Annotated in this window: 19 protein-coding genes; 5 read left to right on the top strand and 14 right to left on the bottom strand. The window is 34.9% G+C overall.

Going from position 1 to position 24,928, the window contains the following annotated elements:
- Positions 1-44 precede the first annotated feature (44 nt).
- The 7 genes from ACQ5J2_RS00990 to ACQ5J2_RS00960 form a co-directional block, all read right to left on the bottom strand.
- Positions 45-320 carry a hypothetical protein gene (locus ACQ5J2_RS00990; RefSeq protein ID WP_432671829.1) on the bottom strand — a complete coding sequence of 92 codons (276 nt, stop codon included), beginning with the start codon at positions 318-320 and terminating at the stop codon, positions 45-47.
- A 277-nt stretch (positions 321-597) separates the two neighbouring features.
- Positions 598-1,098, bottom strand: a complete 501-nt coding sequence (locus ACQ5J2_RS00985) for a hypothetical protein (protein ID WP_432671828.1) — start codon at positions 1,096-1,098, stop codon at positions 598-600.
- 238 nt (positions 1,099-1,336) lie between these two features.
- Entirely contained in the window at positions 1,337-1,630 is a 294-nt protein-coding gene (locus ACQ5J2_RS00980) for a helix-turn-helix domain-containing protein (RefSeq protein ID WP_432671827.1), read from the bottom strand.
- A gap of 88 nt (positions 1,631-1,718) precedes the next feature.
- Positions 1,719-2,675, bottom strand: coding sequence for a hypothetical protein (locus ACQ5J2_RS00975; protein WP_432671826.1), 957 nt, complete (start codon positions 2,673-2,675; stop codon positions 1,719-1,721).
- A complete protein-coding gene (locus ACQ5J2_RS00970; protein WP_432671825.1) occupies positions 2,672-3,991 on the bottom strand; it encodes a tyrosine-type recombinase/integrase in 1,320 nt (439 codons plus the stop codon). Before ACQ5J2_RS00970 ends, ACQ5J2_RS00975 begins: the two co-directional genes overlap by 4 nt.
- A 355-nt stretch (positions 3,992-4,346) precedes the next feature.
- Positions 4,347-5,219: a mechanosensitive ion channel family protein gene (locus tag ACQ5J2_RS00965; RefSeq protein ID WP_432671824.1), complete on the bottom strand. Its 873-nt coding sequence runs from the start codon at positions 5,217-5,219 to the stop codon at positions 4,347-4,349.
- Between the two features lie 80 nt (positions 5,220-5,299).
- Complete coding sequence (locus tag ACQ5J2_RS00960) at positions 5,300-7,309, bottom strand: thioredoxin domain-containing protein (protein WP_432671823.1); 2,010 nt, start codon at positions 7,307-7,309, stop codon at positions 5,300-5,302.
- A gap of 268 nt (positions 7,310-7,577) precedes the next feature.
- Between ACQ5J2_RS00960 and ACQ5J2_RS00955 the strand changes: the two genes are divergently transcribed.
- Positions 7,578-7,796 (top strand): DUF2683 family protein, encoded by a 219-nt coding sequence (locus ACQ5J2_RS00955; protein ID WP_432671822.1) that lies wholly within the window; start codon positions 7,578-7,580, stop codon positions 7,794-7,796.
- Positions 7,772-7,969 (top strand): type II toxin-antitoxin system YoeB family toxin, encoded by a 198-nt coding sequence (locus ACQ5J2_RS00950; protein WP_432671821.1) that lies wholly within the window; start codon positions 7,772-7,774, stop codon positions 7,967-7,969. The genes ACQ5J2_RS00955 and ACQ5J2_RS00950 overlap by 25 nt, the downstream gene beginning before the upstream one ends.
- Positions 7,970-8,134: 165 nt before the next feature.
- On the opposite strand, the gene ACQ5J2_RS00945 is transcribed toward ACQ5J2_RS00950, so the two are convergent.
- Entirely contained in the window at positions 8,135-9,034 is a 900-nt protein-coding gene (locus ACQ5J2_RS00945) for a NifU family protein (RefSeq protein WP_432671820.1), read from the bottom strand.
- 130 nt (positions 9,035-9,164) lie between these two features.
- Between ACQ5J2_RS00945 and ACQ5J2_RS00940 the strand changes: the two genes are divergently transcribed.
- The 3 genes from ACQ5J2_RS00940 to ACQ5J2_RS00930 all read left to right on the top strand — a co-directional run bounded on the left by ACQ5J2_RS00940 (position 9,165) and on the right by ACQ5J2_RS00930 (position 18,404).
- A complete protein-coding gene (locus ACQ5J2_RS00940; RefSeq protein WP_432671819.1) occupies positions 9,165-16,826 on the top strand; it encodes a choice-of-anchor L domain-containing protein in 7,662 nt (2,553 codons plus the stop codon).
- A 5-nt stretch (positions 16,827-16,831) separates the two neighbouring features.
- A complete protein-coding gene (locus ACQ5J2_RS00935) occupies positions 16,832-17,818 on the top strand; it encodes a PorP/SprF family type IX secretion system membrane protein (RefSeq protein ID WP_432671818.1) in 987 nt (328 codons plus the stop codon).
- A gap of 64 nt (positions 17,819-17,882) precedes the next feature.
- Positions 17,883-18,404 (top strand): gamma carbonic anhydrase family protein, encoded by a 522-nt coding sequence (locus ACQ5J2_RS00930; protein ID WP_432671817.1) that lies wholly within the window; start codon positions 17,883-17,885, stop codon positions 18,402-18,404.
- Between the two features lie 4 nt (positions 18,405-18,408).
- On the opposite strand, the gene murI is transcribed toward ACQ5J2_RS00930, so the two are convergent.
- From murI to ACQ5J2_RS00900, 6 genes are all read right to left on the bottom strand, one after another.
- Positions 18,409-19,185 (bottom strand): glutamate racemase, encoded by a 777-nt coding sequence (murI, locus tag ACQ5J2_RS00925; protein WP_432671816.1) that lies wholly within the window; start codon positions 19,183-19,185, stop codon positions 18,409-18,411.
- 73 nt (positions 19,186-19,258) lie between these two features.
- Positions 19,259-19,756: an OmpH family outer membrane protein gene (locus ACQ5J2_RS00920; RefSeq protein ID WP_432673335.1), complete on the bottom strand. Its 498-nt coding sequence runs from the start codon at positions 19,754-19,756 to the stop codon at positions 19,259-19,261.
- A 53-nt stretch (positions 19,757-19,809) separates the two neighbouring features.
- Positions 19,810-20,673 (bottom strand): OmpH family outer membrane protein, encoded by an 864-nt coding sequence (locus ACQ5J2_RS00915; RefSeq protein ID WP_432671815.1) that lies wholly within the window; start codon positions 20,671-20,673, stop codon positions 19,810-19,812.
- Positions 20,674-20,714: 41 nt separating this feature from the next.
- Complete coding sequence (gene bamA / locus ACQ5J2_RS00910; protein WP_432671814.1) at positions 20,715-23,489, bottom strand: outer membrane protein assembly factor BamA; 2,775 nt, start codon at positions 23,487-23,489, stop codon at positions 20,715-20,717.
- Positions 23,422-24,162, bottom strand: coding sequence for an isoprenyl transferase (locus ACQ5J2_RS00905; RefSeq protein WP_432671813.1), 741 nt, complete (start codon positions 24,160-24,162; stop codon positions 23,422-23,424). The genes bamA and ACQ5J2_RS00905 overlap by 68 nt, the downstream gene beginning before the upstream one ends.
- Positions 24,163-24,165: 3 nt before the next feature.
- A complete protein-coding gene (locus ACQ5J2_RS00900; protein ID WP_432671812.1) occupies positions 24,166-24,846 on the bottom strand; it encodes a DUF6089 family protein in 681 nt (226 codons plus the stop codon).
- Between the last annotated feature and the right edge of the window lie 82 nt (positions 24,847-24,928).

The raw sequence follows: 24,928 nt of genomic DNA, 5'->3' as shown, positions 1-24,928 counted from the left end.
TGCAATGGTTTTTTTTGTTAATGTATAGTTATTTTTTAGAGTGATTAAAATAACTGTGGAAATAGTTTTTGAGCGTATTTGCTATGAGAAACATCGTTACCGTAATCTGCAATCCAATTTATTGTTTCGTTACTGAAAGTCGCATTTCCAATAAGGTGTGGAGCTTCGATAATTGCGAAAATTTTTTCTTTCGCTACATGTTCCCATTCCCACGCAACATACGCCTGAAAATGTCCGTCTTTAGGTACTAATACCAATCCAGCAATTGCTTTACCATTTACTAAGGAGTAGTTTTTGGATTTTGTTTTTAATGAGTTCATAATATTGTTTTTATTTTTGTTGGTGTTTTATACCTAAAAAGTTAGGATTTGCAGTACATAACCCTTGCATTTATGATTGATTACCTTTGATGGATGGTATTGCAAATGCTTTGCACCAACATTGCAATGGTTTTTTCGGTTTAAAACAAGGTTTTTTTGATTGTATTGCTGTTTTATTCAGCATTTGCAAGGGTTTTGCAAAACCTTTGCAGTAATTAATTGCATAAGTTTTGCATGCATCCAGCTTGCATTTTGCAGTAAATTTTACAGTTTTTGCTTATTCTGTAAGACTTGCAAATTCAAAGTTGTTCTTTGATTTGTAGGTACAACAAGTTTTTAGGATTTTTTTCAATAGTTCTGTTGAGTTCCAAACATCGTATCGCACTGGTGTGGCATTTGCAAAATCCCCAATCATAAATTCGAGATGCAATCGCTTAAATACTTTTTTGATTTCTATGTATGGAAGTTCAAATAAAGGAAGTTCTGAAAGTACAGCAATTGAATTTTCTGCGTGGAAATTGTCTTTTTGCAAATCAAGTTGATTCAAAAACGCATCAAGTTCAACGTAAAATTCAAAGTATTTAGTTTTGCCATTTGCATCCAAGCAAGGTAAATAATCGCTACAAACGAACGAATTGAATAAAATTTTGGTGTTTTTCTTGAAATATTCAATATCTGAATAACTGAAAATTTCTTCTTTTGCGTTACCGAATAAGATTGCAAGTGTTTGTTGAGTAATCTCTGTGTTAAGAGAATCTCTTTTGTTTGATTGTCGCATAATAAAAAGGGTTAATAAGATTTAAAAAAAAGGAGTAATCACTGCGACAATCATGTAAAATACAAAGTTGTACGGACTTGCACCGATATGCTACTCCAAGAAGTTTTTCTAAATGTGAAAACAGATAAATTTTCATTTTATTGTATTTTAATTTTAATTGTCGCACTGCAAAGATTGTAAAAAAAACGTTGCAAATAACCTTTGCACTATTTTTTTTCTGTTTTCTGGACTTGAATTACTATGATTTAAGTTTATTCATTTTTTGAAGTGATTCAAGGACGTCTGATTTCTTATATCTGACCTTGTTTCCGATGCGAAAAGCGGGTATTATGTCTTTTCGTGTCCAATCCCACAAAGAAACCAAGCTAACGCCCAATAAGTCGGCTGTTTGCTGTCGTGTAAGTAAAGTGTCTTTGTCGGGGTTTTGCAATGAGTTTGCAAAAGCTTGCAATGCTCCAGTAAATTCAGAAAGAATTTCTTTCTTGAAATCAGATGCATTGATGTTTTCGATTTGTAAAATTTCTTTAGCCATATCATAAATTATTAAAATTTGATACGGCAAACTTAACTTCACTTAATGAAATAGTTTATTCAGTTTTTATGCATTTTTACTTCAGAAATTATTTAGAGTATGATTTTAATAACTCTTCAAAGATAACTTCCATTATATATTTTTTTCCTTGGCTTTTTGATTGGCTTTGCTGAATTTTAATAAAGTCGGGTAAGTATTCACGATTTACTACAAAGTCTCTATAAGGGTCGCTGTCTCCCTTGTTAATTAGTATTTTAGATTTACTTTGCAGAAAAAAATATAAGTAGCTAAAAAAGGCTCTTGTTTTTGTTTCTTGATATTTTGACACAATATGTTCAAATATTTTCAAACCATCATCTTTGAAAATTTTTTGTGCAAGTGCGTCTTGACTTTCTTTGAGGTCAATGTCAGTATTTAGTTGTCGTAACTCTTTCATTTTGGTAAGGCAAAATTGACAAACTTCTCGAACCAAGTACATTTTTTCCCACTCTTGGCGAAATTCTACATTATAAAATCTATCAATTCCATTCAGGTAATCACCAACACCTGTATAATCTTCATTTGCGTTAAAATCCTCTACATAATAGTCATAAAAATCATTACAAGTAACTCCGCAAGTTTCATAAGTATTTATGCCTTGATACAACAAAAACAAGTCTATATTTTCAATTTTATCCTGATAAAGTTTGTAATATTTTTCTAAAATAGAATATTTTGGGCCCACATATTCTTCCGAATCTACCTCATAATCAATTTTATCAATATGATACGGAAGTTCGCTTTGTGTCTTGATTTTTTCAGCATCTAAAAAATAAATTTCTTTATAAACTTCGTGGTGCAATTGATAACCTTTTCCATTCTGAATGTATAAATCTGTAAAATTCATTTTATAGTCATCATCCGGGAAGTAATCATCATCATCTTTATATTTGTCCGAAAATTGTCTGCAATAAAACACCTTGAGTTCGACTAATAAATTCAAATCACCTAGACTGATTTCATTAAAATCAAAATTTGGTAAAATTCCAAAATATTTCTTTTTCATAATGAGGGTTTTGTTTGTTTATCCCAGTAAGCTTGAAGTTTTTCTGCATTTTCTGTTGGTGTCATCTTAACATATTTTATAAATTCACTTTCAGTTTTATGCCCCGTAATAGCCATAATTGTCAGATTGCTTACATCTGGTTTTCCGTATAAACTTGTTACAAACGACCTCCTACAACAATGGGAACTGATTAGTTCATACTTCGGATAAACTCCAAATTCCTTTCTCATTTTGTTTTTAACCTGAATTTTACTATTTGTAAAAAAATTATCTTCATCTTTTTTATTTACCATTTTCTCTCCTTCAATCATTTCTGTAAAGCCTACTATTTCACAAACCTCCTTTACATATTTGTTGAATTTTGGGTCTGAAATCTGTTTTGGTAAACTTCCATTCCTTTTATTCAGAATTTTTTTAACTTGTGAATGTAAAGGAATTACAATTGGGTGTGCAGTTTTAGTAGTTTCGATGTGAATCTTGCCGTCTATGAAATCGAATTTTTTGAGCGTTAAAAAATCGGAAATCCTTAACCCTGTTCTTAATCCAATTATGAAATTATCCCTTACATTATCTAGTCTTTCAGAATAACTAAAGTCAAAATTAAACACTTGGTCAATTTCAGTTTCGTTTAAATAAACGTCTTTCGTTTTGTTTGAAATGGTACTAAATTCGGAATGTCGGTATTGTGGGTTAATTGGTAGTCCTTCTATGTCAATTTCTTTGCACCATTTTTTTACATTAGTTACATATCCGCTGGTGGTATTGTTATTGAGTTTTTCTATGGTTTTGCAGTAAAATAAAAAGTTTCTGTAAAAATCTAAACCAATATCTTGAAATCTTAATTTTGTATCAAAATGAAGTTCGTAATTTTTTAATTTATGGATTGTGGTTTGGTAATGTTGTACGGTTCTTTTTGAAATGGGTTTGCCTTTGTACAGTCTAAATTTGCAATCGTCAATGAATTTTTGCACCCAATCTACAAAGTAAGTTTTGTGCAGCTCGTTTAAATTTGCTCGGCCAAAGAAATTTGCAATTTGATCTTTGAGCCAATTGTCACCGATGAATTTTTGAGAATTATAATCTTCATTGTATCTTAGTAAAATATAGTCTTCAATTTCACGTAATTTATGATTGATAAAATCTTTTTGAACATTAGCGGAAGTTAGTTTAACTTTTTGCTTTGCATTGCTCCAGTCTTGAAATTTAACCGAAAGTCCTGTTTTGGTTTTTTTGTCAAATCTTTTGCTATCTGCAAAGCGAACATAAATACTTACCGTATCGTTTTTTCCTCTTACTGTTAAAAAAGTGACTTTCATAGTTTTGATATTGAATACCAAAGATAATATTTTGTCGAAATTTTGTCGAAAATATCTTAATTTTAACTAATTCAGCCTAATTTTGCTTAATTGAAATGTAATTTAAAAACGTTGTAAAGCCTTAATTCTACAGGGGTTTTGCAATGTTTTGGTGTGTTTTTTTAGGTGCAAAATTAAGAGGGTTGTCAAACTATTATCCGCACAAAAAGTTCAAACGAAAGTTTGGACTTTTTTTTTGGACATAAATGCTTATTTGTTACATTTTCAATATTAGCAGAAGCCATTTCAAAAAAAACCTCAATTATCTAATTATAGACAATTGAGGTTTTTACTTATAAAAAGAAAGTTGTTATCTTTATACTTCAGGATTCCCTTTTTCTATTTTCATAGCTTGGATTGAAGACTCTTTCACGTACGGCTGTATATCAATTCCTGCTTCATAAAATTCAAACTTCAAGTTTTGTAATACATCGGAATACATATCCCAAAAATCGGCATTTGTAGCCCATGGACGAACCGCCATTGTAACTCCGTTATCTACCAATCCAGTTACTACAACTCCTGGCTTTGGTTCTTTCAAAATTCGTTCGTCTTTTTCAAGAATGGTATGACAAATTTCTTTCACTTTTTTCAAATCTGCATCATACGAAACTGTAAAAGTTAAATTTGCGCGACGCGTTCCCGCTTCAGAATAATTCATAATATTTCCGTTAGACAAGGCTCCGTTTGGCACAAAAATGATTTGATTATTGGTAGTCATCAGTTTGGTTACGAAAATTTGAATTTCTGTAACCGTTCCTGAAACGCCTTGAGCTTCAATGAAATCGCCTAATTTAAATGGTTTGAACATGATAATTAACATACCACCTGCAAAATTGGACAGGGAACCTTGCAGTGACAATCCAATTGCTAAACCCATCGCTCCTAAAATGGCAACGAACGAAGAGGTTCCAATCCCCAGCTGACCAATGACGGCAACGAAAAGTATTATTCGCATCGTCCAAAGTAAAATATCGGCTAAAAACTTACTTAGTGTAGGGTCGTAATCCCTTTTAATCATTATTCTTCTGACGAAACGATTGATTAGACGCACAAGATATAAGCCTACGAATAAAAGGATGAAAGCTGAAATTAAACTAGGTGCATAACTTACTAAAGCAGATATGAATTGTTCCGTATATCGTTGAATGTCTTCGGGCGTGAAACTGATGGCTAAAAATGGACTCATTAAAAAGTATAAATTTTTGTTTTTGAATATAATTTCTACAAAACTACTTAAATTCAGTAGTAATCTTCTTTAAATTGAAGTTAAAGTATAGATTTTAGCACATTCTCGAACGTGTGAGTTGGTGCTTGACACGCTTTGTTTTCACATAAATAAAATAAAGTTTCATCTTTTTGAAATCGATTTGATAAAAAAGGAAGCGAACTGTTTTTTGTGCTTCCCGAAATCAAAATATGAGGCAAATAATGGGAATTAAATTCTTGCAGTTCACCTAGTGCTTTTGGTCCAACAATCGCTAACTCCTTTGCATCCGAAAAATCTAAAGCTAGATTGAGCCAATTTGAAAATGCAGACGGATAATCTATATTTGGTAGTACTTGATTAAGCATTTCTTGAGCGGTCTTTTCATAAAAAGAGTTGCCGAAATGAACGGATAAAAGGTGTAAGTTTCTTGCCATCATGGAGTTTGAAGCAGGAATCACGTTGTCTTCGATATCATAATGTTTAGCAATCAAATCACTATCTAAGGTAGAAGTATAGTTGAATAATTTTTTCTCTGGCTCAAAGAAATGTTCCAAGCTGTAATCCATTAATTGTTTGGCATTATTCAACCATTTTTCATCGAAAGTTACTTCAAACAAAGCGATGAAACTCTGAATCACGCAAGCGTAATCCTCTAGAAATGCATTAATTTTGGCTTTTTTGTTTTTGTAACTTCGGAATAAGTTCCCGTCAGCCGACCATAATTTTTCAGAAATAAAATCACCATTTTTTAAAGCTAGTTCGAGATGTAATGGATTTTTCAACGCTTTATAACTGTCGACGAAACCAGTTAATGCTGAGGCATTCCAGGAAGTCAAACATTTGTCGTCAAGTCGTGGTGCGTTTCTTTTTTGGCGTTCAAAAAATAAAAGTTTTTCCCAGTTTTTCTTTTTTTGATGGAGTTCAGAAGTGGTAATTTTAAACAATTGTGCAATTTCTTCTAAAGATTCACTTTGAATGAGGACATAATTTCCGTGTTCCCAATGTCCAAATTGATTTATGTTGAAAACCGTGCTGAATAGTTCAAAATCATCCTTGATTAATCGCTGTAATTCGCTCTTTTTCCAAACATAGAAAGCGCCTTCTTCTAAAATGTTGTTTTCATTTAAACTATCAGCGTCTAAAGCGGAATAAAATCCACCTTCATTGTTGTCTAAATTCGTTAGCAGAAAAGAAATGGTTTTCTCAATAATTTCCTGGTATAAAGGGTTCTTAGTTCTTTTGAATGCATTTGCATAAAGTGAAAGAAGTTGGCCGTTGTCGTACAACATTTTTTCAAAATGAGGAACGTGCCATTTCATGTCTACAGAATAACGAGAAAAACCGCCTTCAATGGTGTCAAATAATCCTCCGTAAGCCATTTTGGTTAACGTTAAGTCTACGAATTTTAATAAATTTTCATCTTTATTTTGATAACCATATCTCATTAAAAAGTCATAATTATTCGGCATCATGAATTTTGGAACACGTGCCATACCGCCAAAATCGTGGTCAAAACTTTTGGTCCATTTTGCTACTAATTCTTCTAACAAAATAGCAGTTGGCATTTCCGTTTTTTCGTTTGGAAGATGTTGAAGCGAAGAAATTGCTTCTTGCAACTTATCTGCGTATTCGAGTAATTTTTCTGGTTTTGAAATGTATAATTTCTGTAACTGTTCTAAGGTTTCAGTCCATTCGTCTAACTTGAAATACGTTCCGCCCCAAATTGGTCTTCCATCTGGCAAACAAACTACATTGAGTGGCCAACCGCCTCTTTGGGTCATGATTTGAACGGCTTTCATATAAACGGCATCAATGTCGGGACGTTCTTCCCGGTCTACTTTTATGGAAGTGAAATGAGCATTCATCGTTTTTGCAGCATCGTCATTCTCAAAAGTTTCGTGTTCCATAACGTGGCACCAATGACAGGCTGAATAACCAATACTTACAATAATAAGTCGTTCCTGATTTAAAGCTTCATTAATTGTTTTTTCATTCCATGCTTTCCAATACACAGGATTTTGAGCGTGTTGGAGTAGGTAAGGACTGGATTCTTTAGCAAGTTCGTTCATGGTGTGATTTTAATTTTGTACTAGCGTGAAGGTATTTTTTGTTTCAAAAACGAAAATTACTTTTTAGCGGTATAAAGTTATAAAAAGGGAATGGTAAGACAATTTTAATCTTGCATTGAAACTGACACTTCGCGCTACATTTTTATTTTTTCAGAATTACTGACTTGTGTTTAAAAGAGATATTGAATAGTAAAAAGCATAAAATTCAAGAAACGGTGTTCTTTTTTTGTGTTCAAAAAAGACTTATCTTTGTGTAAACTTTAGAGTTATGGATACCATTATCATACAAGCGGAACCGAAGAAGAAAAAGGCTTTATTAGCGATTTTAAAAGCTTTTGACATTCCTTATGAGGTAAAAAAAGCAGCGGATGAACCTTATGACCCTGCATTTGTCAAGATGGTTTTAAAACGAAGAGAAAGCGCAAAAGAAGGCAACACAACCTTGATTAATCCAAATGACTTATGGGGAAGTTTAGGCTTAAAATAGAGCGTTCAGCCGAAGAAGATTTGATTAAGATTTACAGATCTGGCGACAAGTGTACTATCAAAAAATTACAAAAAATCATAGTTGAACTTGCTGATCATCCAACTACTGGAATCGGTAATCCTGAACTTTTAAAGCATAGTCTTTCGGGTTTATGGAGTAGAACGTCTCAATAAAAAAGACCGCCTTATTTATGAAATTATTGAAGCTCCAGAAGGGTTGGTTGTGGTAATTTCTGCATTAGGTCATTATTGATTTTTCAGGAGTATTAGCTCTTTAATATATAAAAAAAAGCACCCTTGATGAAAGGTGCTTTCTGAATTGCAATTTTGAAGACTAGTTTATTCGTTCAATGCTTCTACCTTAATATCTTCGTCTTTCAACATATCCTTCAACATGTTTTCAATACCGCTTTTTAGGGTAAAAGTAGAAGAAGGGCAGCCGTTACAAGCACCTTGTAATACTACTTTAACTCGTTTTTCAATTGGGTCATACGAGTCAAAAAGAATGTTTCCACCATCAGCTGCAACTGCTGGTTTTACATATTCTTCTAAAATATTGATGATTTTCTGTGAAGTGGTATCAAGATTGTCGAAATTTTCAATTTTTTGTTTCTCTACTTTTGGGTGACTTACAATTTTGCTTTCATCGATTGCTATTCCGCCATTTTCGATAAATTCTTTTATGAATGTTCGCAACTCCAATGTGATTTCTGACCAATCACTGATGTCATATTTCGTTACTGAAACATAATTTTCGTCGATAAAAACTTCTTTTACAAACGGAAATTTGAATAATTCTTTTGCCAATGGAGAAGCAGCGGTGTCGTCAATACTTTTAAATTCCAATGCAGTTTTAGTCAAACGTCGGCTAACTACAAATTTTAGCACACTCGGGTTTGGCGTCGTTTCGCCATAAACAGAAGCTGGCATTTTTTGCGAAGCTTGTTCGGGAGCATTCAACACTTTTCCGCCGGTATTTACAAATTCGTTAATTTGTTCGGCAACAGCGTCCTGAACACCTTCCCATTCCACAATATTATAGCGTTCGATGGCGATAAAATTTCCAGAAATATAAATGGATTTCACAAAGGGCAGGTGAAATAATTTTTGGGCGAGTGGAGAAGAGGAAGCCTCGTCAATATTTTTAAACTCGTAATTCACGTGGTTGGCAATAAAATCAGGGAATTCGAATTTTAATATGATGGGATTTTGCGTTTCTCTAATTATAACATTTATCATGATATTTGTATTTTTTGCAAATTTAACAAAGTAATTTTGTTCGAATAGCTATATTTGAATTTTAATACATTAATTAACATAAGTTTATTGTGTTGTTAATCTGTAAATCTGATAATTTAATTAAATACGTATGAAAAGATTTTTACTTTTACTTTTATTTTTAATCTCCAGTTGTTTTGGTTTTGCCCAAGCCGACATAAAAGTGCTGAATACAAATTTTCAGACAAAATACGTGCCAGGTACTGAGGTAGTTTACACCATATCTGTTGTGAATCTAGGGCCAGCGGTTGCGACAAATATAAATGTGAGTTCTCTAATTTCCAATGGAATTTCACAAAAAGACTGGACTGGACCTGTAATTGCTCCTTCAACGATGAATGCGAATGGTAGCGGAGAAATTAATCACACTATTCCTACTTTGGCTTCAGGCCAAATGTTGAGCTATATTATGACTATTAAAGTTCCACTAGGATTTACTGGAAACTTAAACTGTACGGTTACCGCTACTTCAGCAACCGCTGATCCTAATGCAGCAAATAATGTGGTTAGTGATACAGATAGTAGAGGAACAGACGCTGATATTTCAGTTACGAATACCAATAATCAAATAGTTTATACGCCTGGAACGACGACTACCTATATAATAAAAGTAAAAAATAACGGGCCGTTAAATGCGGGTGGCGTTGTGGTAAGTAACACTATTCCTGCGGGAATAACCGATTATTCTTGGACAGGTAGTAATAGTTCTTCTGGTACAAATACACCGTTAAATGATAATATCGGAAGTTTAATTGTAGGGAAGACCATTACCTACACGGTAACGGCTCAAATACCTGCAGGATTTGTTGGAAATTTAACCAATACCGTGTCAATTGCCTCCATAACAACTGATGGCACTCCTGCAAACAATACGGCGACGGATACCGATGTTGCCAATTCGGGTGCTGACTTGGTTGTTGTGAATACTGACGGTGTAGGAGTAACTACTTATCAAACAGGAACCCAAAAAGTGTATACTGTTACGGTAACTAATAATGGACCAAGTGCTGCGGTAAACGTAGTTGTAAACAATGCGATTCCAGCGGGAATCACTTCGTTTTCATGGACAGGAAGTAATGGTTCGTCAGGAACAAATGTACCGCTAAACAATACTATTCCTTCGCTGGCTAGTGGAGCGACAGTGACGTATACGGTAACTTTAGATATTCCAACTAGTTTTACGGGAAATCTTACTAATGAAGCAAGTGCAACCAGCGATACAGTTGATTTATATCCGGAATGTCCACAATGTATTGACATAGATACTTTGCAAAGCGTAGCTGATATTATGATTACGAATACCAATAATCAAGTAACTTACATACCTGGAGGAACATCCATTTATACCGTTACGGTAACAAATAACGGTACTCAAGCTGCTACAAATATTTTAGTAAACAATCCAATTCCAGCAGGAATAACTAATTTTTCATGGTCTGGAAATGGCGCTAACGGAACGAATGTTAATTTAAGTAATACCATTTCAAATTTAGCTCCAGGACAAAGTGTTGTCTATACGATTACGATGCAAATCCCGAGTACCTTAACGGGTAATTTGATAAGTATTGCTACGGCAAATAGTGCTGTACTTGATAATGATACAGCAAATAACACGGCAACGGACACGGATACATTAGGTTCAGGTGCCGATATTGTTGTTACTAACACCAATAATCAAACTTATTTCACAGCGGGGTCAAATTCCGTTTACACACTTACGGTAACTAATAATGGGCCTGTAGATGCGGTAAATGTGGCAGTTAATAATCCAATTCCAGCAGGAGTGACTACATCGTCATGGACGGGTGATAATGGTTCGTCAGGAACGAATGTTAATCTTTCAAATACAATACCACTTTTAACCGTTGGTAGTTCTGTTGTGTACACTTTTACAGTACTAGTACCGGCTACACAAACGACAAATTTTGTAAGTACAGCAACTGCTTTAAGTATTACTCCAGACCCAAACCCCAATTGTGTAGCTTGTACAGATACAGATTTACCACCGGTAGGATTGGCAGATATTGTTACTGTAATTTCAGATGGTTCAGCTTGGTATAGAGCAGGACAAGGTCAAACTTATACAATAACAATAACTAATAATGGTCCCTCAGATGCCCAGAATGTAGTTGTTCAAGGCAATGTGTCGGCCGGAATTAATGCTTCTACCATTTCGTGGTCTGGTAACGGAAATCCTGATACACCTGGATATTTGAATACTACAATTCCAACATTAGCCAATGGCGCTTCGGTGACTTACACTGTTTTCGTGCCGGTTCCGGCTAATTACAGTCAGACCGAAAACTTGATTACAAGCGTAATTGTAACTTCAGATACAACAGACCCAAATCCAAACTGCTTCACCTGTACGGATGTTGACACGCCAAACCCAAATGCCGATATCGTAGTTTATAAAACCAATAATCAAACTCAATTTTTATTAAGTGATGATGTAGTTTATGTAATTACTGTGCGAAATGACGGAGTTAGTGATGCTATTAATGTAGTAGTTAATGATGCGCTTCCGCCGGGAATTGCAGCATCAAACATGACATGGATTAGTAGCACCGGAAGTAGCGGTACAGGAGCTCTTACCGAAACTATTCCTGTTTTAGAAGTAGGCGGTATAGTGATTTATAAAGTTACAGTTAGAGTTCCTGCATTTTTCTCTTCAATGACCGGTAATTTAGTAAATATCGTAAACGTAACTAGTGGAACTCCTGAGTTCAATATTAATAATAATAATTCTTCGGACGTAGATGCTCCAAGGTCTGATTTTGTTACCGTAGATAGTACTACATATACAACTACACAATTAATTAAAGACGTATTGATTAATGAACCATGTGTTCAGCTAAACAATTTTTCGTCTTCTTCGGCAGCAAGTTTTGGATATTTTCACCGAAATAACTCCAACTTTCCATTTAAAGAAGGAATTATAATTCGTTCTGGAACGGCGGCATTTACTCAGGGTAAATATAACGGTTCAAATATAAGCACTGTTGGTTCAAACCAAGCTGATCCCGATTTGAATATCATTAATGGAAATACAGGGTCACGTGATCGATCTTTTGTGAAATTTGATTTTGTGCCTACAGTAGATGAGTTTAGTTTTAATTTTCTTTTTGCTTCACAGGAATATGGAACTTATCAGTGTACTTTTGCTGATACCTTTGCATTTATATTAACTAATTTAAACGATCCAACCGATGTTCAAAATTTAGCAGTTGTGCCAGGAACATCAACTCCTACTTCCAATGGAACAAGGGTTTCAGTGGTTACAGTTAGAAACAATGCCTATAATGCAGGTTGCTTCAGCGTAAATGCTCAATATTTCGGCAGATTTAATGAAACAGGAACGGGGCCAGATGCAGGTCCAGCTAGTTCTTCAATTAATATGAGAGGACAAACGGTTTCTATGATAGCTTCCGCAAATGTTATTCCAAATACACCTTATAGCATAAAATTAGTTATTGCTGATCATAATGATACAGCATTTGATAGTGCAGTATTTTTAGAAGCGGGAAGTTTTAATATTGGCGGTCCAAAAATCACAGGTACAGGTGCTCAATACGCAGGTAGTGATGACTTTAGTGGAAGTAATGCTTTCTGTGAAGGAACACCAAGAGTACTTCAAGCGGGTACAGCACCCAATCCAAACGTAACTTATTCTTGGAAAAAAGACGATGTTTTAATCCCTGGAGCAAACAGCTATCAGTTAGAAGTAAATGAGGGAGGAACTTATACGGTTATTTTCTCTTATGGTACCAATGGATGTCAACAAAGTGACGATATTGTTGTCGAGTTTAACCCTACAGCTTATCCAATGGAAGAAGCAGAAGATTTATATGTATGTAACGATGCTACACCTACATTTAACTTAACGCTGAATGCACCTATTGTAATGGCAAATTACGATCAATTTGAATTTGACACTTATTACTACACCAGTTTAGAAGCAGCTCAGGATCCAGTTGGAGTAGCAATCCCGTCAGCGGATATAACAGATTTTGCAGGGACGAATGGGCAAGAAATTTGGATGAAAATGGTTAATATTTTTGACGGAGGTTTTTGTGATCCTATTGAATCTTTCAAATTGTATCTTACTACAGCACCTTCTGGAACATTCTCCTATGATGAAGACGGTGGAGAACCTGGTTTTTGTTCGGGTTCAATTGCGACAATAAATGCAGTTCTTCTAGATTTAACAGTTGGAGGCACTTATTCTGCAGAACCCGCTGGATTAACCATTGATTCTGATACAGGAGCTATTGATTTATCAACGAGTTTAGTAGGAACCTATACGGTTACTTATGAGTATTCAGTTCAAGGATGTGGTCCAATTTTCCCTACAACTGAAGTTGAAATTATATTTTGTGGTGGTACCGAAGCTTCGAATAATGGCCCCGTTTGTGAAGGAACGCCAACATTTAATTTATCTACTACTGATGCAGGAACGGGTTCAACTTATGAATGGAAAGATTACAACGGTGTCGCTTTTTCTACGGATCAATATCCAGTTGGAGTAGCTGTGCCAACCGCTGCTGGAAGTTATATTTATAGTGTCGTAGCAACTATTAATGGTGTGCCAACTCCTGCTTCTACAACTACTTTAATTGTTCATCCAACACCAACGGCTAGTTTTGTTTCTAGTTCAACAACAATTTGTACAAATTCTTCGACCACTATAACTTTCACAGGAACCGCAGGAGCGACCGTTAACTTTACTAATGGAGCAGATAATTATAGTGTGCTTCTAGATGGAACAGGAAATGGAGAATTTATTACTCCAAATTTACCAGTTGATACTACTTATACTTTAGTAGATGTTACAGGCACTACTGTTCCGGCTTGTTCAGCATTGTTAAATGATTCTATAACCATTACAGTTGGCGTACCAACGGCGTCTATTGTTCAATTTACCAATGCCGTAATTTGTTCAGGAACAGCAACAGGTTTACAAATTCAAGGAACACCAAATGCCATTGTTAGTTATACCAAAGATGGAGTAACTCAACCAGATGCGACACTTTCAAATGCAGGAACATTTACAATTGATACAGGAATTCAAACAGTAACAGCTACAACAACCTACACTTATGCATTGACAAATGTGGTGAGTAATTCTACACCGCCTTGCTCAAATGCAATTACGGGACAAACGGCGAACTTAACAGTAAATGCATTGCCAACTGCCACAATTACAGCAGTAAATCCATCTGTTTGTGAAGGAACAGCAGCTACCTTAAATTTTGCAGGTACGCCAAATGCTACGATTACTTATAGCAATGGAGGTGTCAATTTAACTACGATTTTAAATAATGCAGGAACATCGGTGGTAACTACCGCGTTACTTTCTGCAGCAACCACCTTTACGTTAGTAAGTGCCGAAGTAACCAATACGATACTTTGTTCAAACACATTAACAGGAAGTGTAATTATTACAATTGATGAAAATCCAGTAATTACCGCACAGCCTACGGGAGCTACAATTTGCATAAACGGAACACATACTTTTACAGTAGTTGCAACAGGAGCTAATTTAACGTACCAATGGTATAAAAATGGAGCAGGAAATCCAATTGCAACAGCAACAAACGCAAGTTATACAGTTGCAAATGCAACAGCTGCAAGTGCAGGAAATTATACAGTAGTTGTAACAGGAAGCTGCGGAACGCCCGTTACTTCAAGTGCAGCCACATTAATAATTACACAGGAAACACTTATTGCGACTCAACCACAACCTTCAACAACCGTTTGTGTAGGTCAACCGATTAGTTTAAGTGTAGCGGCAACAGGAACAGGATTAACGTACCAATGGTTTTTAGGAACAACTTCTTTAATAGGAGAAACAAGTACAATGTTAAATATAGGTTCAGCTACAACAGCTAATGCAGGAACGTATAGCGTTGTAATTACAAATCCATGTCAAACAGTAACAAGTGCAAATGCAGTGGTTATTGTAAATGAGTTACCTGTTATTGTAACTCAGCCGGTAGGAACAACCATTTGTGAAGGACAAGGAATTAGTTTAAGTGTATCTGCAACAGGAACAGGTTTAACGTACCAATGGTTTAGAAATGGAACTACAATACCAAGTGCAACTTCATCAACTTATACAGATGCAACAGTTACTTTGGCGGAAGCCGGAAACTATACAGTGCGAGTTTATGGTGTTTGTACACCAGCAGGAGTACTTTCAGCAATTGCAGTAATCAACGTGAACCAAGGAGTCACTTTTACGCAACAACCAGAAGCAAATACAATCGTTTGTTCAGGAGAACCAGTATCTTTATCAATAGCCACTACAGGTGGAACAGGAGTAAGTTACCAATGGTTTAAAGGAAGTACAGCAATCGCAGGAGCGACCGGAACAACTTACACGATGAGTTCAACAGTTGTAGCCGATTCAGGAAGTTATACCTGTGTAGTCACAGTTGCTTCTTGCGGAACAAAAACATCAAATGCAGCGGTAGTTGTAGTTAATCAAGCGCCAGCGATTACGACACAACCACAAGGTAAAGAAATTTGTGTGGGAGAAAATGTTACTTTCGAAGTAGTAGCTACCGGAACTAATTTGACCTACCAATGGTACAAAGGAACAACAGCGATTTCAGGAGCAACAACAAGCAACTACACGATTTCAAATACAGTAGAGGCTGATAGTGGCAATTACTACTGTACCATAAAAAGTGCTTCTTGTCCAGATATCAATACCAATGTAGTCGCTTTATTAGTAAAACCATTACCATTTGCAACCATTTCTCAAGGAAATCCATCCACAATTTGTCAAGGACAAAGTACCCAAGTGATTTTCAATGGAACAGCAGGAGCGGTGGTGATTTATACCATCAACGGCGGAACACCAGAAACCATTACTTTGAATGCAAACGTACCAACCATTTTACCAACTGGAATTTTAGATGAGACAACGGTGTATGAATTAGTAAGTGTTACTTATACAGGAGCCAACGCTTGTTCGCAAAACTTAACAGGTTCAGCAACAGTGACGGTTAATCCATTGCCAAGTGTAATTTTAGAAGATGGATTTATTTGTATCGACCCGGTAACATTAGCAACGACAAGAATTTACAGATTGGATACGGAATTAAACGAAGCTGATTTTACATTCGCGTGGTTTGATGAAAACGGACCAATAGCAGGTCAAACGTACAGTTACTACGACGTAGATACTGTAGGACAATACGGCGTTACCATCACTGATATTGTAACAGGATGTCAATCATCGGCATTTGCCAATGTAGATTCTTCATCACCACCAACAGACTTCACTTATACCGTAAGCGGATTCTTTGCAGATAATCCAACAGTGGTTATTATAGCAACACCAATGGGAGATTATGAGTATCAATTAGATTACGGACCATTTCAAGAAAGTAATGTTTTTGACAACATTTCGGCAGGACAACATACCATTACTGTACGTGACCCACAAGCTTGTGATGTACTTACAAAAAGCGTGTTGATAATAGATTATCCAAAATATTTCACACCAAATGGAGATGGGATAAATGATACATGGAATATTCCAAGAATTAACACAATTTCTATTTCAAAAATTTATATATTTGACCGATTTGGAAAATTAATCAAAGAATTGAGCGGTTCAGGAGCGTGGGACGGAACTTACAACGGACAAGAACTTCCTGCAACGGATTACTGGTTCACGATTAACTACCAAGAGTCAACAATCAACAAAGAGTTTAGAGCACATTTTTCATTAAAACGTTAACCCCAATGCATTTTAAAAAAGTATACTTAGTACTAATATTGTTTTTATCACAAGTTTCATTTTCACAAGAAGGAATAGCAGTTTACTCCGATTATCTATCTGATAATTTATATTTAATCCATCCTTCAATGGCTGGAGCTGCAAATTGTGCGAAAGTTCGATTAACGGCAAGACAACAATGGTTTGGAAATGATCAAGCACCCGCATTACAAACCGCTAGTTTCAACGGTAGAATTGGTGATCAATCTGGAGCAGGAATTATATTGTTCAACGACGAAAACGGATTTCATTCTCAAAAAGGTTTTAAATTAACCTATGCTCATCATATCATGTTTTCAAGATCAGATGTGGATTTGAATCAGCTTTCTTTCGGTATTAATGCTGGAGTGGTTCAAAGTCAATTGGACCAATCAGAATTTGAAGGATTTGACCCAATTGTAGATCAAACGATTCAGAAAGATGCTTATTTTAATGTTGATATTGGAGCTTCGTATAACTATTTAGAATTCTCTACTCATTTTACAGTTAAAAATGTTTTAGCGAGTAAAAGAGATATTTACACAGAAGTAGAATCAGACAACTTGAGAAAATATTTATTTAGTGCTGCGTATGTTTTTGGTGATAGCGACAGGTTGCAGTGGGAACCTTCGGTTTTGTTTCAATTAACAGATCAAACTAAAGAAAAACTAATTGATTTGAACGTTAAGTTATACAAAGATTTTGATTTCGGTAAAGTGTGGGGAGGTTTGTCTTATAGAAGAAGCTTTGATGCTACACAATATACGGATGGTGGAAGTGTAAAAACGCAACGCTTGCAATATCTTACTCCTATCGTAGGTTTGACATTTAATAATTTGGTTGTCGCATATACGTACTCTCATTTAGTTGGTGATGTAAAATTTGATCAAGGTGGTTTTCACCAAATCACGTTAGGTATCAATTTATTCTGTAAACGAGACAAATGGGATTGTAATTGTCCTGCTATTAACTAAGAAATTAATGTATTATAATTTAAAGTCCCGATTTTTGTCGGGACTTTTTTTAATATAAAAAAGTATGATTATAAAATCAGTAAACGGGAAGGCCCCGTTAATTCCCGAAGATTGTTTTGTAGCCGAAAATGCTACAATTGTAGGCGATGTTACTTTTGGTTCAAACTGTAGCGTTTGGTTTAACGCAGTAATACGTGGTGATGTAAACCAAATTCGCATTGGAAACAAAGTCAATATTCAAGACGGTGCCGTTATTCATTGTACTTACCAGAAGCACGCTACAATCATTGGGAATAATGTTTCTATAGGACATAATGCCATAGTTCACGGCTGCACAATTGAAGACAATGTTCTGGTAGGAATGGGTGCGATTGTAATGGACAATTGTCTGGTAAAAAGCAACTCAATTATTGCTGCAGGAGCGGTGGTTACTCAAAATACAATTGTAGAATCGGGAGTAATATTTGCAGGAGTTCCAGCCAAGAAGGTTAAGGAAATCAATGAATCTAATTTTGCCGGAGAAATTGACCGAATAGCAACGAATTATGTAATGTATTCGAGCTGGTTTAAGGAAGAGGAGAACTAGAATATTAAAAATCTAGTTCAATTACCTCATATCGTTGTTTTAAAACATCGTTCAAGACTTTAGAATCACTATTTGTGTAAAAGGTGTGAAAATGTTCCTCAGAAGCGTTAAAGCCCACCTCGTGTTCTAAAACATGTTTAGTTTGTCTTGCTACCGCTTCACCAGAATCAATAATTTGAATAGTAGGCGGTAAGATATTCTTTATTTGTGGAATTAAATAGGGGTAATGACTGCAACCTAAAACTAAGTAATCGATGTTGGCTTCAATCATCGGTTGTAGATAAGTGTGGAGCAGGATATGCATTTCTGCCGAATTAATAGCACCATTTTCAATGAGCTGAACCAAGCCGTGTCCTACTTGCTCTACAATTTTAATGTCTTGGTATTTGTCTAAAGTTTTATTAAATAAGTCACTATTAAGTGTGCCTTTCGTAGCTAAGATTCCAATGGTTTGTGTTTTTGAATGTAATGCTGCAGGTTTAATCGCTGGTTCAATTCCAATAAAAGGGACGTTATATAGCTCTCGCAATTCTTTGATTGCATTTGTTGTGGCGGTATTACAAGCGATAACAATTAATTTGCAGTTTTGTTCCAATAAAATCTCGACATTCTTGCGACTTAAAGCGACTATTTCCGCTTTGGATTTCAAGCCATAAGGAGCATTTTTGCTATCAGCTAAGTAAATACTACTTTCATTTGGTAACAATTGATGAATCGCATTCCAGATAGAAGTGCCGCCAATACCTGAATCAAATAGTCCAATTGGATTGTTGTTTATCATAAAGCAAATATAAAAAAAAACTGCTCAAGCTTTTTGAAAACTTGAGCAGTAATTATATAACTTAATTAGAATATTAAAATCCCAAATCTTTCTTTACATCAGCAGTTAAATCTGTTCCGTCTGCATAAATAAAACTTGCAGCATCTGCTACATATTGGAATCCTTTTGCACGACCTACTTTTTCAATAGAAGTTTTAATTTTCAATTGAATTGGTTTCATCAAGTCTACTTGCTTTTGTTGCAATTCTTTTTGTGCAGTTTGACCGAATTCTTGGATTCTTTTTTCCATGTCCTCCACTTCTTTCTGACGATCTTTATTAATTGCCTCAGAAACCGTTTCTGCTTCTTGAGAATATTTTTGCAAACGTGTTTGCAATTCATTTCGCATTGTTGTAAAATCAGTTTCATAAGTTTTACTGATTTTCTCAATTTGTTTTTGAGCTTCTAGTACCGCTGGCATTTTAGTCATTATCTCCTCCACATTCACGTGGGCTATTTTTGACTGAGCATTTATTTGGTTAGCTCCAAAAAATAAAACCGCAGCAATTAGTAAGGTTTTGAATTGTTTCATCATTATAAATATTAAGTAATTAATTAATTTTTGTTTCTATTCTTGTTTGTAAATTATTTTGTAGTTGGCTTCGGGTCCGTTTCCTTTTCAGGCGAAGTTGCATCTTCAGGTTTTGTTGCTGGGCTAGATGGAGTAACTCCATTTCGCTTGTCAATAATTGCCTGGCGCTTTGCAGCTGCTGCTTCACGTTTGGCATCCGCTGCCGCTTTTCTGTCCGCTATGATTTTTTCTCTAGCCACTTTTCTTGCATCATTGATGCTGTCTCTAGCTGCTTTCTTATCATCTAACATTTTCTTGCGAATTGCATAATCTGAATTCGCATCTTGAACATCTTCTTGGTACTCTTTCTTTGCTTGTTCTTTTAATTCGCTTTTACTTAACTGGCTTCTTTTAGAAATACGAGTTAATTGACGAATTATAATTTCACTGATGTCAAATTGCTTTGCTGCAAAAATCATCGTTAAATCTGAAGATTTGTCAAACACAAAATCATATCTTTTTTGTTCAGCAATATCTTGTACAGCTGTAAAAACTTGATCTTGAGTAGGCTTAACCAAAACAGCTTTCTGTACCATTAAATCACCATTTGGACCAAAACGTTTTTCTTGATAATCCATCAATTCTTTCTCTTGGAAAGCGATTTCCTCTTCACGTTCTTCAATTAGTTCTTTAGTTAAAAGAACACGTTCTGTTTTTAAAGACTCTTTAAGCTTGGTAATATCATTATTTTTTGCACTAATTTCTTGTTTCCACTTTTGTGCTTTTTGTTCTAATTGATTATTAGCTTCTGTAAAATCAGGAACATTTTGCAAAATATATTCCATATCGATGTATCCAATGCGAAGTCCACGAACTACTTGGGCTTGTATGCTGCAAGTGAATGCAAATAAAATCAGTAAAATAAGATGTTTCTTCATAATTTATTAATTTATTAGAAAATACCGTGCCAAAAATATTTCTAGAATTGTTGACCTATAATAAAATGTACTTCAGCTCCATTAGGTTTAGTCTGTCCAGGCAATGGGTCAAAACCATGGGCAAAGTCGATACCTAACAACCCAAAAGCTGGCATGAATACTCTTAATCCCATTCCTGCCGAACGTTTTAACTCAAATGGGTTGTAGCTCTTAAAGCTGTTATATGCAGCTCCAGCTTCGGCAAAAGCTAAGACATAAATGGATGCTTGTGGCTTTAATGTAATTGGGTAGCGTAGCTCTAACGAGAATTTGTTGTAAATTGTTGCTCCATCTTGATCTCTTTCTTTCGTGTCTATGTTTGTAATGTATGGTGTTAAAGACTGATTTGGATACCCTCTTAATTGAATTGTTTCTCTACCATCCATTGCAAAATTAGCTAAACCATCTCCTCCTAAAAAGAAACGCTCAAAAGGAACATCTCCTCGCTCACTGTTATAATTTCCAAGATAACCAAATTCTCCTAAAGATCGCAAGACTAATTTATCATATATTTTTGTATACCAATCGGCTTTCATTTTTATTTTATAATATTCAAGCCATTTAAATTTTTCCTGATCTACTTTCGCGTCATCGGCAGAAGCATCTTGATAATTAGCCTCATCTACTTTGGTATATGTTTCATTACCAAATTCATCGTAGTTCACTTTAATGTAATCGCCTACTTGTGGAGAATATTGATTGTTGGTGACTCCGTAATTGTCATTAATCCCATAGCGTTTTTTATACTCTTTTTGGTTCCCCAAATCGCCATAATTCACGCCGTTAAATAATGAATAAGGTGGTGTAACCTTTGCACTAATGCTAAATTCTGAACCGTATGTTGGATAAATTGGATTACTTCCTTTATTTGAGTGAGTAAAACCAATGGTATAAGCGAAGTTTCTTACCGCTCCATCTCCAAAAGGTATTAATCCTGTATTATAGTTGTTTAAATCATAAAATTGGAAGCTTAAAGCCTGTGATAAAAACGAGTCATTATCTGGAACAGTCAAACGTTTTGATAGACCTACTGACAAAGAGATGATGTTAAAGCTTCGGCTTCTGTCAACGCTATTAGTCGTATAATTGTTGGAATATTGCTTACTGTAAGACAATGATGAATTAAAACTTATTGGTTTTTTTCCACCAAACCATGGTTCAGAAAAATTGATACTGTAGGTTTGAAAATAACTGCTACCTTGTAATCTCAAAGCTACTTTTTGTCCGTCACCCATAGGTACAGGTTTATACGCATCTTTATTGAAAATATTTCTCATAGAAAAATTATTAAACGAAAGACCTAAGGTTCCTATAAAACCACCACCACCATAACCACCTTGAAGTTCAATTTGGCTAGAGCCTTTTTCTACTAAATTCCATTCAATATCTACAGTTCCTGCAGATGGATCTACGTTTTTAAATTTTGGCTCAATTGCTTCTGGGTCAAAAAAGCCTAACGTTCCAAGTTCACGTACCGTACGAACCAAATCTTCCTTGCTGTATTTTTCTCCTGGTTTAGTTCGCAACTCACGGTAAATTACTTTATCGTTCGTTTTGTCATTCCCAACTACAGTAATTTTGTTAAAATAAGCTAGAGGTCCTTCCATAATACGGATTTCAAAATCAATCGTATCATTTGCAGTTCTAACTTCTACGGCATTAATTTGTGAAAATAAATAGCCATTATTTTGGTACAAGTTGGTAATGTCTTCACCATCAGGTTTTGATTTGTCGGCAATTCTTTTTTCTAACAAGACACCATTATAAACATCGCCTTTTTTAATACCTAATAAGTTACGCAAACCTTGGTCCGGATAAACGGAATTTCCTAAAAACTTAATATCACCAAAATAATATTTCTTACCTTCAACTAAATTGATTTTAATAGCAAGTTTATTTGTTTCTTTATTGTAAATTACGGTATCCGATATAATTCGGGCATCACGATATCCCTTTTCTTTGTATTTATTTACAACAGATTTTAAATCTTCTTCGTACTTAACTTTAATATATTTGGATCGCTTTAAAATACGAAAGAAATTTTTCTGTTTTGTATTCGACATTGCTTTGCGCAATTTTTTGTCTGAAAACTTCTCATTTCCTTCAAAATCGATTGAAGTAACTTTTACTTTATCTCCGCGGTCAATAGAAACTAACATCTTTACTTCATTTCCACTAGTAGTGTCTGGTATTGTTACAACATTAACTTTAGTGCTGTAGTAACCGTCTTTCTTATATTTATTTTCAATATAATTTTTGGTAGTTGTGATTAAGTTTTCATTGACAATTTTTCCTTTTATCAATCCATTGTCTTTTATCAATCCTTCTTTCTTAGATTTCTTAACACCTGTAATTTTAACGTCGCTAAGTTTTGGCAATTCAATTAGATTAAGTTCTAAATAAATGCTGTCTCCTTCAATACGGTTGATGTAGAAATCAATTTCACTAAACAATTCTACTTCTCCTAATTTTTTGATAGCGTTACTAATTTCCTCTCCAGGAACGGTAACATTTTGTCCTTTTTCTAAACCAGAATAAAGGATGACATTTTGTTTATTAAAAGTTACCTTTCCAGTAACATCAATATCAGCTAAAATATACGTTTTACCTTGGTCAAACGGAATTCTGTCTTGTGCTTTTGCCTGAAAAATACTTCCGAAGAAAAGTACCGACAAGAATAGGGGAATGCTTTTATATAACACTAAAAAATTATTTAATTTGTTCACTTGTTTTTCCGAATCGTCGCTCTCGCTTTTGGTAGCTAATAATTGCTTCATATAAATGCTCTTCTGTAAAGTCCGGCCATAGCACATCTGTAAAATATAATTCTGCATAAGCTATTTGCCACAACAGAAAGTTACTGATTCGATGTTCACCACTGGTTCGTATTAATAAATCTACGTCAGGTAAATTTTGCGTGTAAAGATGCTCATTTATAATTGCTTCATCAATAGCGTCTATTGAAATTATATTATTTTTAACTTTACTTGTAATTTTTTTAACCGCCGAAATTAATTCTTCCCTTGACCCATAGCTCAATGCAACGGTCAAGGTCATTCGCGTATTATCTTTGGTTTTTTCTATAACTTCTGCAAGTTCTTTTTGAATGGATTTTGGGAGTTTGTCAATATTTCCAATTGTATTCATGCGAATATTATTGTCAATAAGGCTTTTAAGTTCTCTTCGAAGCGAAGAAACCAATAACTTCATCAGCGTGTCTATTTCTAATTTTGGACGGTTCCAATTTTCAGTAGAAAAAGCATAAAGTGTAAGGTTTTTCACTCCCAAACGAGCACAAGTTTCTACAGTAACTTTTACCGATTTGGCACCATTTTCATGTCCAAAAGCTCGTAGCATTCCCTGCTTTTTAGCCCAACGGCCATTTCCATCCATTATGATAGCGATGTGTTGGGGTAAATTCTCTTCGTTTATTTCCTTCTTTAAATCCATTAATTAATCACAAAAACAGGGTTTTCTTCCAAAGGTATATGTCAACGTAAATCCTGTAAACACATACCAATCGTTACTATTTATATTTCCAAAGCTTAAAGCTTTTAAATCGTCATTTTTTGAAAAACTTCCATCAATATCATCTGCAAAGGTATATCGTGGCGCTATTTCAAAACCAATAATCAGGTCTTTTGTCATACTTGTTTTTACACCAAAGGCAAAAGGTACGGAAAGCGTTCCACGATTTGAATCTATTACAGGATTATTTGGCGTTGCATAAAATAAACCATCGTAATTTGTATAAGCCAAACCTAAAAACACATACGGAGTAAATTGTCGGTTCAATTGATGCAAGTCAAATTCAAAAAAATTGAATTCTAACCCTAAAGAGACTTCTTTTACAGTGTTCTCAAAATCGTAATCACGAACTTTGCGTGAAGTCATTTCTGAACGGTCGTCGTCTGCCGTAATTTTTGCAATAGTGGCTGAAAACCTCCAAGAATGACGTGTGCTGCGATTCCATTTATAAATAAACCCAAAAGCATATTCATTAGGTTTAATGTAGGAAGTTTCTCCCACATCACCGATGAAATTACTTCCCCCGGCAAAAACTCCAATTTCATGAATTTGAGCAGAAGCGGAAACGGTAACTAATAATAAAAAGGAATAAATCAGTCTATTCATATAATTGAAAATAGCGTGCAAATATAATAAATCTGAATACTAAATGGTTATGATTTTAGTTTAATTGATAATTATATTCAAA

Source organism: Flavobacterium sp. SM2513 (assembly GCF_050908145.1).
Classification (GTDB): Bacteria; Bacteroidota; Bacteroidia; order Flavobacteriales; family Flavobacteriaceae; genus Flavobacterium.
The sequence above is the reverse complement of the archived record's forward strand: the minus strand, read 5'-3'. Positions and strand labels throughout refer to the sequence as shown.